Origin of the sequence: Halomonas cupida, assembly GCF_900142755.1 — a bacterium.
GTDB lineage: Bacteria > Pseudomonadota > Gammaproteobacteria > Pseudomonadales > Halomonadaceae > Halomonas > Halomonas cupida.
In genome coordinates this window covers 1-14,819 of record NZ_FRCA01000006.1, presented here as the reverse complement: position 1 = coordinate 14,819, position 14,819 = coordinate 1, and the positions used below count along the sequence as shown (strand labels likewise).

Annotated in this window: 8 protein-coding genes; all 8 read left to right on the top strand. The window is 58.1% G+C overall.

Features of this window, described 5'->3' with window-relative positions; all coding sequences use genetic code 11:
- Nucleotides 1-10 precede the first annotated feature (10 nt).
- The gene (locus tag BUE38_RS12000) at nucleotides 11-1,198 is read left to right on the top strand and encodes a CaiB/BaiF CoA transferase family protein (protein WP_073435470.1); all 1,188 of its coding nucleotides are present in this window, start codon (nucleotides 11-13) and stop codon (nucleotides 1,196-1,198) included.
- Nucleotides 1,199-1,391: 193 nt separating this feature from the next.
- Nucleotides 1,392-2,606: a pyridoxal-phosphate-dependent aminotransferase family protein gene (locus BUE38_RS11995; RefSeq protein WP_073435469.1), complete on the top strand. Its 1,215-nt coding sequence runs from the start codon at nucleotides 1,392-1,394 to the stop codon at nucleotides 2,604-2,606.
- A 10-nt stretch (nucleotides 2,607-2,616) separates the two neighbouring features.
- Nucleotides 2,617-5,703, top strand: coding sequence for an FAD-binding and (Fe-S)-binding domain-containing protein (locus BUE38_RS11990; protein ID WP_084541911.1), 3,087 nt, complete (start codon nucleotides 2,617-2,619; stop codon nucleotides 5,701-5,703).
- Nucleotides 5,704-5,837: 134 nt separating this feature from the next.
- A complete protein-coding gene (ltaE, locus tag BUE38_RS11985) occupies nucleotides 5,838-6,848 on the top strand; it encodes a low-specificity L-threonine aldolase (RefSeq protein ID WP_073435468.1) in 1,011 nt (336 codons plus the stop codon).
- 98 nt (nucleotides 6,849-6,946) lie between these two features.
- Nucleotides 6,947-7,471 carry a gamma carbonic anhydrase family protein gene (locus tag BUE38_RS11980; RefSeq protein ID WP_073435467.1) on the top strand — a complete coding sequence of 175 codons (525 nt, stop codon included), beginning with the start codon at nucleotides 6,947-6,949 and terminating at the stop codon, nucleotides 7,469-7,471.
- A gap of 532 nt (nucleotides 7,472-8,003) precedes the next feature.
- Complete coding sequence (locus BUE38_RS11975) at nucleotides 8,004-10,205, top strand: BapA/Bap/LapF family prefix-like domain-containing protein (RefSeq protein ID WP_073435466.1); 2,202 nt, start codon at nucleotides 8,004-8,006, stop codon at nucleotides 10,203-10,205.
- Entirely contained in the window at nucleotides 10,157-12,751 is a 2,595-nt protein-coding gene (locus BUE38_RS11970; RefSeq protein ID WP_143166299.1) for an Ig-like domain-containing protein, read from the top strand. The genes BUE38_RS11975 and BUE38_RS11970 overlap by 49 nt, the downstream gene beginning before the upstream one ends.
- A gap of 320 nt (nucleotides 12,752-13,071) precedes the next feature.
- Nucleotides 13,072-14,819 (top strand): BapA/Bap/LapF family prefix-like domain-containing protein (locus BUE38_RS11965; protein ID WP_143166298.1); only part of this gene is annotated, 1,748 nt, incomplete at its 3' end.

Genomic DNA, 14,819 nt, shown 5'->3' with positions numbered 1-14,819 from the left:
GGAGACCGATATGTTGCCACTTGAAGGCATCAAGGTGCTTGACGCCTCCCAGATCATGGCAGGGCCCTACTGCACTATGGTTCTGGGAGACATGGGCGCCGAGGTGATCAAGGTCGAAAAGGCCAACGGCGGAGACGATAGCCGCCAGATGGGCCCCTACGTCAATGATGAGTCGACCTGCTTTGCACAGATCAATCGCAACAAGAAGAGTATTTCGCTGAACCTCAAGAATGAGTCTGGTCGTGAGCTGTTCTATCGCCTGGCTCGTGAGGCCGATGTGGTGGTCGAGAACTACCGCCCCGGGGTTACCCAGTCGCTGGGTATCGATTATGAGAGCCTCAAGGAACTCAATCCCGGCATCATCTATTGCTCGATTTCCGGCTACGGCCAGACGGGCCCCTATCGCCACAAGGGCGGTTTCGATCTGGTCGCCCAGGGCATGAGCGGCTTGATGTCGATGACCGGTGAGCCGGAGCGACGTCCGCTCAAGACGGGGGTGGCGGTGTATGACATCGGTGCCGGTATCACGGCCATCTACTCGATCCTGGCGGCCTGGATTCACCGCCAGAAGACCGGGGAAGGTCAGCATCTGGATGTCTCGATTGCCGAATGTGGTCTACCCTGGTTTGCCTGGGAGGCGGCAGCCTACTTTTCCGAAGGGCGTGTGCCTGCGGCCACCGGGTGGCGCCATCGCGTGTCAGCACCCTATCAGGCGATGCGGGTACGGGATGGTTTCATGATGTTGGGCTGCGCCAACCAGCGAACCTGGGAGCGTTTCTGTACCGAGGTCATCGAGCGCCCGGATCTGATGGAGGATCCGCGTTTCATTACCAACCTCGAGCGTGGTGCCAACGTCGAAGCCCTCGAGGAAGTGCTGGAGGGCGTTCTCGGTGAGCAGGACAGGACCTGGTGGCTGCAGCGCTGTGACCAGGCGGGGGTGCCGGCCGGGCCAATCAATGACTTCGACGAAGCAATGCATGATGAACACTACCTGGCTCGCGGCATGGTGCAGGAAGTCGATCATCCGGTGATGGGACGTATGAAGACCATCGGATTTCCCACCAAGTTCTCGGCCACGCCACTCGACGTTCGCCTGCCGGCCCCCTTGTTTGCGCAGCATACCGATGAGGTACTGCTGGAACTGGGGCTGTCCGAGGATGAGCTGACCGAATTACGTGAGCAGGGGGCGGTTCGTTGATCTTGCAAGGAAAAATTTTTCCGATCATTTGAATTCATTATTACACAATCAAGGCTCATGACCATCAGCGGACTCATGATCAGAACCGGGCTCGTGATCAGAACCGGGTTCATGATCAGCGGCGGGGCCGTGGCCAGATATGGGGTCATGACCAAATAGCGGCGCCAAACAGAGCGTCGACGAGGACAATGACATGCTGAATCTCGACTTTCACCCTTCCGGTCGTCACTTCCTGCAGATTCCCGGCCCGTCACCGGTACCGGACCGCATCCTGCGTGCCATGAGCCTACCGACCATCGATCACCGTGGTCCCGAGTTTGGTGCGCTGGGGCGTGAGTTGCTCGACAAGGTGCGTCAGGTGTTCAAGACCCAGGGTCCGGTGGTGATCTATCCCGCTTCGGGGACCGGCGCCTGGGAGGCCGCGTTGATCAATACTCTGTCGCCGGGAGATCGTGTGTTGATGTACGAAACCGGGCACTTTGCCACCCTGTGGCAGAAGATGGCACGGCGCCTCGGCCTGGAACCAGAGTTTCTTTCGCTGCCCGGCTCGGACGGTTGGCGGCAGGGTGTCCAGGCCGAGATGGTCGAGTCGCGTCTGAAGGAAGACAGCGCTCATCACATCAAGGCGGTGTGTGTGGTGCACAACGAAACCTCCACGGGGGTAACCAGCGATATTGCCGCGGTACGTCGGGCCATCGATACCGCAGGACACCCGGCATTGTTGATGGTCGATACCATTTCCGGCCTGGCCAGTGCCGACTATCGCCATGATGAATGGGGCGTCGATGTGACCATTTCCGGATCGCAGAAGGGGCTGATGTTGCCGCCGGGAATCAGCTTCAATGCGCTGTCGAACAAGGCCATCGACGCCAGCCGCAAGGCTGAACTGCCGAAGAGCTTCTGGGCCTGGGATGAGATCCTCGAGGCCAACAGTAATGGCTACTGGCCCTATACCCCCAACACCAACCTGCTCTATGGCCTCAATGAGTCACTGGATATGCTGCTGGAAGAGGGACTCGACAACGTCTTTGCCCGTCATCAGCGCTGGGCGGCAGGTGTGCGCGAGGCGGTGAAGGCCTGGGGGCTGGAGATTCAATGCCGTGATCCGGCAGTGTACTCGCCGGTACTGACAGGGGTCGTCGTGCCGGAAGGTGTCGATGCCGACGCCGTACGCCAGTTGATCTATCGGCGCTTTGACCTGTCGCTGGGCATGGGGCTCGGCAAGGCCAGGGGGCGCATGTTCCGTATCGGTCATCTGGGCGACTGCAATGACCTGACACTGATGGCGACCCTTTCGGGCTGCGAGATGGGCTTGAGGTTGTCCGGCGTCCCGCTGTCAGGCAGCGGTGTGGAGGCGGCGATGCGTTACTTTTCTGAATATGCACCCGCTCACGCTCTGGACAACTGAGGAGGCAGGAATGACGGTATTTCCTTCTCCTGCTGGCCCGGCTCCTGATAGACCCGTGCCGCGTGATTCTCTGAGCGGAGGTAGTGCAGGTGGTGATGCCCGCATTCGCCCTGTCACGGAACTGGCGACGCGTCTGCGCCGGGAACTGGAAGGCGAGGTGTTGTTTGACGACGCCTCGCGGGGTCGCTATTCCACCGATGCCTCGATCTATCAGATCACCCCGGTGGGTGTGGTCATCCCTCGCCACCAGAACGACCTGGCCCTGAGTGTGGAGATCGCCCGTGATGCTGGGGTACCGGTACTGCCGCGGGGCGGCGGCACCAGTCAGTGCGGCCAGACGGTGGGTGAGGCATTGGTCATCGATGTCAGCCGCTGGCTCAACGGGGTGATCGAGTTCGACCCGGAGACACGCACTGTGGTGGTCGAGCCGGGTATCGTGCTCGATCATCTCAATGCCTGGCTCAAGCCCCATGGGCTCTGGTATCCGGTGGATGTATCGACTGCCGCCCAGTGCACTCTGGGGGGAATGGCAGGCAACAACTCCTGCGGCTCGCGCTCCATCCACTACGGCAACATGGTGCATAACGTGTTGGGCGTCGATGTGCTGCTGGCCGATGGTCATCAAGCCAGCTTCGGTTTCGTCGATGAGTTGGCGACAGGCTCGCGTGAACACCAACTGGCCGAGGCCGTACAGCGTATTGCCGAGCGTGAACAGCAACGCATTCGCGAGCATTTTCCTCGGGTCATGCGCCGGGTGGCGGGTTACAACCTCGATCTCTTCGATTGTCAGAACCCGCTGCCCTACGACGCCGATAGGCGTGCCAACATGGCACACCTGTTGATCGGCTCGGAAGGCAGTCTGGCGGTAACACGCAGTCTCAAGCTGAAGCTGTCGCCCTTACCGGAACACAAGATATTGGGGGTGGTGAACTTCCCGACCTTCTACCAGGCCATGGACATGACCCAGCATATCGTGAGCCTGGCCCCGACCGCGGTGGAGCTGGTCGATCACACCATGATCGAACTGGCGCTGGAGAATCCGTCCTTCCGCCCGGTGATCGAGACTGCGCTGATCGGGCGACCTGCCGCCGTGTTGCTGGTGGAATTCTCCGGCGCGGATCGCAGCGCACTACTCGACCGCCTGGCGCGTCTCAACGAGCTGATGGCCGATCTGGGGTTACCTGGCTCGGTGGTGGACATGCCGGAGGCTCGAGCACAGAAGGCACTGTGGGATGTGCGCAAGGCGGGCTTGAATATCATGATGAGCATGAAGGGCAACGGCAAGCCGGTGTCCTTTATCGAGGACTGTGCGGTTCCGCTGGAGCACCTTGCCGAATATACCGACAAGTTGACCGAGGTGTTCCACCGCCATGGCACCGAAGGCACCTGGTATGCCCACGCCAGCGTCGGCACACTGCATGTGCGGCCGATTCTCGATATGCGTCGTGACGGCGCCGAGAAAATGCGTGTCATCGCCGAGGAAGCGGCGGCTCTGGTGCGGGAATACAAGGGGGCCTATTCCGGTGAGCACGGTGATGGCATCTGCCGTGGTGAATGGGTGGCCTGGCAGTTTGGCGGTGCCATCAATGAGGCCTTCCGCGAGATCAAGGGGCTGTTCGACCCCGATAATTTGATGAACCCGGGCAAGATCGTCGACACGCCGAAGATGGATGATGATCGTCTGTTCCGCTTTCCGAAGCAGTATCAGACCATCCCTCTTGCCCCGGTACTGGACTGGTCGCCATGGAACGTCACTCGGGATCCCCTGACCGGGGAGCAGAGCGCACCCGGCACCGGGACCGACACCACCGGTGGCCTCGCCAGTGCGGTGGAGATGTGCAACAACAATGGCCACTGTCGCAAGTTCGATGCCGGCACCATGTGTCCCAGCTACCGCATCAGTGGTGACGAGAAGCATCTGACGCGGGGGCGTGCCAATACCCTGCGGCTGGTGCTGTCAGGGCAGTTGGGTCGTGATGGCCTGGCCAGTGATGAGGTCAAGGAGGCGCTGGATCTGTGCGTGTCCTGCAAGGGCTGCAAGCGCGATTGTCCGACCGGGGTGGATATGGCGCGGATCAAGATCGAGGCGCGAGCGGCTCGCGTGGCACGTGATGGTGTGGCTCTGCGCGAGCGCCTGGTGGCCGAGCTGCCGCGTCTGGCGTCGACCCTCAAGCGCCTCGCACCGCTGACCCGGATGGTCGAACGTCTCCCCTGGCTGGCCAGGCCCATCAAACGGCAGTTGGGCCTGGCGGACGCCCGAGCGCTGCCGGTGGTGAGCGACGACTATCTTCGGCGGGCCTTGTCTTTGAAAACGTCTTCGAGAACGTCTCGGGAGGCGACCGGCATTGACCAGGCGGGGCTTCCCGAGGTGGTGCTGTTCGTCGATACCTTCAACAACTATATGGAGGGCACTAACGCCGAGGCGGCGCATCGGGTGCTGGAAGCGGCCGGATATCGGGTGGTGCTGTCCCGTGGGCCGGACCGACGGCCGCTGTGCTGTGGTCGTACCTGGCTGGCGGCTGGGCAGGTAGACCGTGCTCGTGACGAGGCAGAACGTACCCTCGAAGTGCTGATGCCATACGTCGAGCGCGGGGCTGCGGTGGTCGGGCTGGAACCTTCCTGCCTATTGACCCTGCGTGACGAGTTTCTCGGCTACGGGCTGGGTGAGCCCGCCCGCAAGCTGGCCGAGGCCTGTCTGCTGCTGGAGGAGTTCCTCGTGCGAGAGCGGGAGGCCGGACGCCTTGAGCTGAAGCTCAAGGCGCTGCCGCAGTCGAAAGTGCTGTTGCATGGTCATTGTCATCAAAAGGCTTTTGACGCGCTGCGACCGGTGGAGCAGGTGCTGTCGTGGATTCCTGATCTGGAGGTCGAGACCATCAATGCTTCCTGTTGTGGCATGGCCGGCAGTTTCGGGTACGAGCGCGAGCATTACGAAGCGTCAATGCAGATGGCGGAAGTCGCGTTGTTGCCAGCAGTCCGTCGGGCGGAAGAAGGCGCCCTGATCGTTGCCGATGGCACCAGTTGCCGCCATCAGATCAAGGATGGCGCCCAGCGCGAGGCTGAGCATGTGGTGCAGTTGCTGGCTCGGGCATTGGTGTAAACGCAGGTGATCTTGACGATGTACTCGGATTGTCGCTCCATGGAAAAGACTGATGCTTGCGGATTATGCTGTCAGCCACGACAACCCGTCTCTGTCACAAGACCAGTGTTACAAGACCAGGGAGAACCGATGGCATGATCGATCTACGCAGCGATACCGTGACCCGGCCCACCGAGGCCATGCTCGAGGCAATGGCCATTGCGCCGGTGGGAGATGATGTCTGGGGCGATGACCCGAGTGTACGGGCGCTGGAGGCCGATGTGGCGGATCGCGCCGGCTTCGCTGCCGCGGCCTTCTTCCCCACCGCCACCCAGAGCAATCTGACCGCGTTGCTGGTGCACTGTGGGCGTGGTGATGAGTACATTGCTGGGCAGTTGTCACATATCTACCACGATGAAGGTGGTGGTGCCGCCGTGCTGGGCGGTATTCAGCCCCAGCCGCTGTGCCAGGACAGCCTGGGACGAATGGCGCTGGAGGATATCGCCGGGGCGATCAAGGCCGATGATATTCATCATGCCCGTACGCGGTTGATCACGCTGGAGAACACCTTTCATGGCAAGGTCATGCCACAGGACTACATCAGTACGGTGACGGGGCTTGCCGCTGAGCGTGGTCTCTCCAGTCATCTGGATGGGGCGCGACTGTTCAATGCTTTGGTGGCCACAGGCAAGTCGCTGGCAGAGCTGTGCGCCGGTTTCGACTCGGTCACACTGTGTTTCTCCAAGGGATTGGGGGCCCCGGTGGGTGCCATACTGCTGGGAGGCGAGCGCTTCATCACCAGCGCACGGCGCTGGCGCAAGACGCTCGGTGGTGGGATGCGTCAGTCCGGGTTGCTGGCCGCCGCCTGCCGCTATGCGCTCGATCACCATGTCGAGCGTCTGGCCGATGACCACCGTCATGCACGTCTGCTGGGAGAGTGGCTGGCACGTGTCCCGGGGATCTCGGTGGAGGGGCAGGCGACCAACATGGTCTACATCAATGTGCCCCAGCCAAATTGCGCGCCCCTGGAGGCCTGGCTGGCAGAGCGTGACATCCTGGTGGCGGTACGCCCACGTACCCGGATGGTGACCCATCTCGATATCGGTGAAGCCGATGTACGTCGAGTGGCCAGTGAGATCGGTGCATGGTGCGAGGCAACCACCTGAGGGGGCGCTGCGGTTTATTCAGTGTTTCCCCTGAGCAGGTGTGCGCCAAAGCAGCCATACTCCAACTGATCAGTGAGTGTGAATGGAAGGAGCATAGGATGGCCATCTATCGACTGGGTAATCATTCCCCACAGATTCACCGTAGCGTGCTGGTTGCCGAGAGTGCAGAAGTCATCGGTCGGGTTCGCATATTCGAGGATGCCAGCATCTGGTACCAGGCGGTGGTGCGTGGCGACACCGAGAGTATCGAGATTCAACAGCGCAGCAATATCCAGGACGGCGCGGTACTGCACGCCGATCCCGGATACCCCTTGTCTATCGGGCAGGGCGTCACCGTAGGGCATCAGGCCATGCTGCATGGCTGTACCATCGGTGACGATAGCCTTGTCGGTATTCAGGCGGTGATCCTCAATGGTGCGGTGATCGGTCGTAATTGTCTGGTAGGGGCGGGGGCTCTGGTCAAGGAAGGAGCCGAGTTTCCCGACAACAGTCTGATCATCGGTGCACCGGCAAAGGTGGTCCGACAACTGGATGACAAGGCTGTCGCAGCGCTCAAGGCCAATGCTGAAGGGTACGTGGAGAAGGCCAGGCTACATCGCAGTCGGCTGGCCAGAATTGGCTGATCGTTTCTCTGGACCGGCCACTACCCGATGGTGGTGGCCGATATTCGGTTTGTCTCTTCACTATGCAGTAGCCCCTTGACCCCTGATTGCGAGCTGTCAGGCCATTACTGCTGTCTGTTGCCTTCGTTCCTGTGTAAGCCTTTATCCTGGTAATCAATGTGGTTTGGCTTGTGTCTGCACAATATTGTTTTTTTGGTATTTGTTGGAAAGTGTTTTTAAGCGTGAAGTGATTTTTTAGGTGCGATAGGTGCGCTGTTGAGTTGATAATATTTATCTTATGTTGTTTTTTGCTGTTTTGATAATGAGATTTTCCCTACTCCCGGGTGGGAATATTCCTACTTTTATTGTTCTCCTGTTGTGGAAGACTCGGCTGAGAAAGAAGAGTTCTTCCTGGTTGCCTTGTTTCACATGGATGGAAAATAATTCATTCATGTTGAAAGTGGTGCAAGGAGGTAATGAATTCTCTTTTGTTGCATGCTGTGATATCTGGTTTTTGGGTAAATATACTTAAGTCAAAGGAATGATATCCCCCATGAATAAGGCAATTGAGATTATCTCGCGTGAGCACCAGACCCAGAAGACGGTCAGTCTTGGCAATAGCGCCAATAGTTCCTTGAAACTCACTGAGTCCAGCGTTGTACAGATGCAGGCCAGCCCTGCAGATATCATGAGCTACGAGCGGGTGGGTGATGATCTGGTCCTGCATATGAAGGATGGCAGTACCATTGATTACTCCGAATTCTTCCTGGAGGATGCTGCGGGCAAGCACAGCGAACTGGTGCTCAGCGAAGCGGGCAAGCAGCCCGTGCATGTTGCCTTTGACGAAGCGGCGATGGCAGACGCGAGTGCCCAGGGAGGAGCAACCGAATTGGCGGCAGAGTTCGAGCCTATGGCCAATACGGATTCGCTGCTTGCCAAGAGTGCGGGGGCTGCCGGTGGTCTCTTGGCAACACTGGTGGGGGCAGGCATTGCGACCGCTGCCATTGGCGGTGCAGCCATTGCGATCCACAACAATAACAAGGACGACAATGACCACGACAGAGAGTCGGATACCCCCAGCATCGTGGTCAATCCGATCACTGGCGATGACGTCATCACCAACAAGGAAGCGGCCGATGGCGTGACCATCGATGGCACCACCACACCAGGTGCCGACGTGGTGGTAGTGGTGGACGGCAAGGAATTCCCGGCCATCGCCGATGACAACGGTAAATGGGCGGTGGAAGTGCCCGCTGAGGTGCTGGATGGGGCGGGTGGTGCAGACAGAATCAAGGTGATCGTCACCGAGCCGGACGGGGACAAGGCAGAGATTGATCACCCCGTTATCATCGGCACTGACGAGGTGCCGATTACCGTCAATCCGATCACTGGCGATGACGTCATCACCAACAAGGAAGCGGCTGACGGCGTGACCATCGATGGTACCACCACACCGGGGGCTGACGTGGTGGTAGTGGTGGACGGCCAGGAGTTCCCGGCGACTGCCGGTGACAACGGCGAGTGGGCGGTGGAAGTTCCTGCCGAGGTGCTGGATGAGGCCGGTGGCGCGGACAGCATCACAGTGATCGTGACCGAGCCGGACGGAGACACTGCAGCAATCGACCATCCGGTCATCATCGGCACCGACGATATGACGATCACCGTCAACCCGATCACTGGCGATGATGCCGTTAACGCAAGAGAGGCGGCTGATGGCGTCACCATCGACGGTTCCTCCTCGGCGCCGGGAGCTGGTTGTGAGGTGGTGGTCAGAATTGGTGGTGAAGAGTTCAAGACCCTAACCGACGAGAATGGCGACTGGTCGGTGGATGTTCCGGCGGAGGTCTGGAATGGTCTCGACGGTGAGGCCAACATCGTGGTCGTCATGACCAACGAGACTGGCAACACTGGGGCCGTGGATCATACAGTGACAGTGGATACCAAGGGTCCCGAGGTGACTGTCAACCCGATCACCGGCGATGATGTTGTCAATGCAGGTGAGGCGAAAGCCGGTGTCACCATCGATGGTTCTTCCTCGGCGCCGGGAGCTGGCTGTGAGGTGGTGGTGAGAATTGGTGGTGAAGAGTTCAAGACCCAGACCGACGAGAACGGCGACTGGTCGGTGGATGTTCCTGCGGAGGTCTGGAATGGCCTCGACGGGGCAACCGATGTCGTGGTCGTCATGACCAATGAGTCCGGCAATGTCACCGAGGTCGACCACGCGGTCACCGTGGATACAGGTAAGCCGTTGCTGACCCTCGATATTGTGGCCGGGGATGATATTGTCAACGCGCTTGAGGCCGCGACGGGTGTGCCCATATCGGGTACTGCATCAGCCGGTGCCGAAATCGTGGTCAAGCTGGGTGATGACGAGTTGGTGACGGTGGCCGATGACAAGGGCCACTGGTCGGTGAAGGTGTTGCCGGAGCAACTGGAGTTGCTGGATGGTGATATCTCGGTCGAGGTGACCGCCACCGACAAGTCCGGCAATACCAACAGTATTGATCATCAGATCAAGGTGGATCTGGATGGCCCGCTGCTGACCATTGATACGGTCGCGGTTGATGATGTCATCAACGCGGTGGAAGCCCTGACGGGAGTGCCCATTTCGGGCACTGCGACCGCGGGTGCTGAAATCGTGGTCAAGCTGGGTGATGACGAGTTGGTGACGGTGGCCGATGACAAGGGCCACTGGTCGGTGAGGTGTTGCCGGAGCAACTGGAGTTGCTGGATGGTGATATCTCGGTCGAGGTGATCGCCACCGACAAGTCCGGCAATACCAACAGTATTGATCATCAGATCAAGGTGGACCTGGATGGCCCGCTGCTGACCATCGATACCGTTGCCGCTGATGATGTCATCAACGCGGTGGAGGCGCTGGCCGGTGTGGCCATCACAGGTACCGCGACAGCTGGTAGCAGCATCGTGGTCAAGCTGGCGGGTGAGGAGCTGTTGGCCGTTGCCGATGAGCAGGGACACTGGTCGGTGACAGTGTTGCCGGATGTGCTGAACGCCCTTGATGGCGAGGTCAATGTCGAGGTGATTGCCACCGATGAGGCCGGCAATACCGAAAGCCTGGATCACCTGATCCATGTGGACGTGGGCTTGCCGAATCTGACCATCGATACCGTTGCCGGTGACGATCTCATCAATGCGACCGAAGCGCTGGCGGGAGTGACCATCAACGGAACCGCGACGGCAGGCAGCAGCATCGTGGTCAAGCTGGCAGGCGAGGAACTGGTAGTGGTGGCCGACGAGACTGGCCACTGGTCGGTGAATGTGCTGCCGGGTGTGCTGAACGCCCTCGATGGTGAGGTCAATGTCGAGGTGATCGCCACCGATGAGGCCGGCAATACCGAAAGCCTGGATCATCTGATTACTGTGGATACCGGAGTACCGACCGTCGCTATCGACGCCATCTCTGGAGATGGTGTGATCAGCGCCGCGGAAGTGGCGGCTGGCATTGCCATCACCGGTATCGCCACGGCAGGCAGCAAGGTTGTCCTCAGTATCGGAGGGGAGGATTACAATGTCACCGTCGGCGATGATGGCAAGTGGTCGGTGAATGTTCCCGCGACAGTCTGGGACAATGTCTATGGCGAGGTTGTAGTCAAGGCAGTCGCCAGCGATGAGGCAGGCAATACCGCTGATGCGAGTCGTTCCATCACCGTGGAGACTCCCGCTCTGACCATCAGCACGGTCGCCGGGGACGATATCATCAATGCTGCGGAACACGGCGAGGGCCTGGAGATCAGCGGCACCAGCGGTGGGCTGGAAGCCGGACAGATCCTGAATATCGAGCTCAATGGTAAGGCCTATACCGTCGAGATCGGGGCCAATGGCGGCTGGGTGCTGTCAGTCCCCGCGGCTGATGTGCAGGCCCTCCAGAATGGTAAATATACCATTGTTACCAGCGTCGATGGCATTGGCGACCTGGTCAGTGTTGACCATGACATCGTGGTGGATACGACGGCACCGACCATCACCATCGACCCTGTCGCAGAAAATGGGATCATCGATGCTGCCGAGCTTACAGAGGCGGTGACCATCAGTGGGACGACCACTGGTCTGGCCGGTGGTGAGAATATCTATGTCATACTGAATGGTTGGAAATATACCGGTAAGGTGGCGGCGGATGGCAGTTGGTCTCTGGATATACCGAAAGCGTATGCAGAGGAGCTGGAAAATGGTACCCACAGGCTCACCGCCAATGTAAGTGATGCCTCTGGTAATACCGCGCGCAGTTTCGTTGATGTCAGCGTTCAGGGGCATTCCGGAATCGTCTCCGTGGGAGAGGACTTTCAAGGCACTTGGGATGAAGAGGACCCGAGTGTCATAGATATGGTAGCCGGAGACTCCTATACCCTTAAGTCAGGGTTGACGATGACTGGTATCCAGAATGGTGTTATCGAGGAAGGCACTGCTGTAAAAGAACAGTATGTGTTTAATATATCAGGAACTGGGTATTACTGGGGCGAGGGTACTGGCGATCTCGTCACTCATGTTGATGGAGGGGCTATTGGCGAGTTCAGTTTTGGCCGCCAGGTAAATTCGGTTTCATTCCTTTATGCTGCTGTGGACCGTGACTGTTATGTCGAAATTTATGACGCTGATGGACATGAAATCGATCGCGTCAGGCTGGACGGTAATAATACTGGTGAACCGGAAGACAATCTACCCGTTCAGAAGTTTTCATACGAGGCACAGGAGGGGGTGGCGATAGACCATATTCGGATTAATGCTACTGATGAAAAATGGGGTATGTCGGTTGATGATTTCCGATGGACTTATCATGATGATGTGGCAGCTGACCAGCACAACGTGACGACCGAGGCAGGCACTTCGGGTGGACTCGAAGCCCTGGCGGCAGTGGCCATGGACGACAATGCTGTATCGGGCTCTGCAGGCAATGACCACCTGGCTGGTACTGCTGACAACGATCACTTTACCATAGGCAATGGCGGAGGCGATCTGCTGACCTACCACTTGTTGAATGCCGCCGATGCTACCGGTGGCAATGGCGCTGATCGGGTCGCTGGCTTTACGGTGGGTAGTGGTGCCGATGCGGATCGCATCGACCTGCGTGAGCTGCTGGCCGATACGAGCTACTCCGCCGAAGGCAAGCCGGATGTGGAGGCACTGGCCGAGTTCCTCAAGGTTACGGTGAAGGGCAATGACACCGAGATCGCCATTGATCGCGATGGTGCCGGTAAAGCTCACGAGATGACCACACTCGTGACTCTCTCCGATGTGCAGACGGATCTGGCTACCCTGCTGGCTAATCACCAACTGGTTGTTTGATTCTGCACAAAGCACTGGTAATCGAGTCGACGATAGGCGGAGACGCCTATCGTCAGGATAGTGGATAATATCAATGATTCTAGAGATGAATCAGGGTCGCTTTGGCGACCTTTTTTTTGTGCCATTTCCATCATTGGATGATATTTATTTAAATTCTATTGAGTTGTTGGTGACAATTTTGTTTTATTTATTCAATGTGGTGGTGCGGGTCATGTTGATGGGGTTTTTATAGCTTTCTAGTGCTTTTTGTGAGTGTCAGGGTTTTCTGTTTATTGGGTTGTGGATGTTTTAAAGATGATGTTTGAAGGAGTGTTGCCGCCATGGAAAGGAAAATAGAGATAATATCGCGTGAGCAGCATGCCCATCAGGTAATTGAACCTGATGCCAGCATTCATCTGGATATCACCGAGTCCAGCGTCGTGTATCTGCCAGGAAATCATGCGGATATCATGAGTTATAGCCGGATGGGTGATGACCTGGTTATCCAGATGAAGGGTGGAGGCATCATTCGTTGTGCCAGGTTCTTTGAGGAAGATGAGAAAGGCAACCATAGCGAGCTGGTTTTCGGCGAGTCGGAAGATGACAGCCGTCCGGTTGTGCATGTCATTTTTCAGGACTTGGTATCCGCGGGGCAAAGTGATGCTGTTGAGTTGTTGGGTAATGTGGAACTTCTATCGAGCATCGATCCGCTCCTGTACAGCGATGATGACGGTGGGATTCTTGCTCCCTTGTTGGGCGCAGGAATGGCAGCGGCTCTGCTGGGAGGTGTGGTCGCTGCGGACGAGTCTCATGACCATGGGAAGCGTGACAGAGAAAACCATCATGATGACAGAGAAGGTCCCAGCATCGTTATCCACCCAGTCACTGGTGATGATGTCATCGTAAGGGAGGACATCTCTGGTGGTGTCACCATTGAAGGTAGCTCATCGGAACCGACAGGATGCAAGGTGGTGATCACGGTGAACAGCAGTGAGTTCTCCACCACGACTGATAGGAACGGCAATTGGTCGGTGGAAGTGCCGACGGACACCTGGAATGGAATTGAAGGTGACATCATAGTCGTGGCCGTTGTTACCGATGAGTCCGGCAACACCGCCCAGGATGATCGTACGGTGAAAGTGAACACTGATATTGACGAAGTTCATGTCTTCATCAACCCGGTCACCGGAGATGATGTTGTCAATGTGAGTGAAGCGGTAGCCGGTGTCACTCTGGAGGGAACTTCCTCTGCGCAGGGAGCTGGTTGTGAGGTGGTGGTCAGGATTGGTGGTGAGGAGTTCAAGACCCAGACTGACGAGAACGGCAACTGGTCGGTGGATGTCCCGGCGCAGGTCTGGAATGGTCTCGATGGTGAGACCGACATCGTGGTCGTCATGACCAATGAGACTGGCAACACCGCTGAGGCCGAGCGTACGATCATCGTGGAGACGAGTGGTCCTCACATTATCGTCAATCCGATCACCGGAGACGATATCATCGATACGGACGAAGCGATGGGGGGAGTCATCATTGATGGCAGCACCACGCCTGATGCCGAGGTGGTGGTGGTGGTGGATGGAAAGGAATTTCCGACTACTGCAGATGGTGGTGGTAAGTGGGCAGTGGAGGTACCTGAGGATGTATTGGATGATGCGGCGGGAATCGACAGCATCATCGTTGAGGTGACTGAGGCGGACGGTGATACAGCAACTATCGATCATCCAGTCACCATCGTCACTGGCGATATCGCAATATCCGTCAATCCGGTCACCGGGGATGATGTCATCAATGCCACTGAAGCAGCGGATAGCGTTAGCGTTGATGGCACCTCATCAGAGTCGTCAGGTTGCGAAGTGGTGGTCAGGATCGGAAGGGTGGAGCTCAAGACGCTGACCGATGAGGGCGGCAACTGGTCGGTGGAGGTTCCGGCGGAGGTCTGGAACGGGATCGATAGCGAAACCGACATTGTGGCCATTGTCACCAACGAGTCCGGCAACACCGCAGAGACTGAACGTAAGGTGACGGTGGAGACCTCCACGCCGACCGTGACCATCGCTCCGGTTGCCGGTGACGATCTCATCAACGCCGC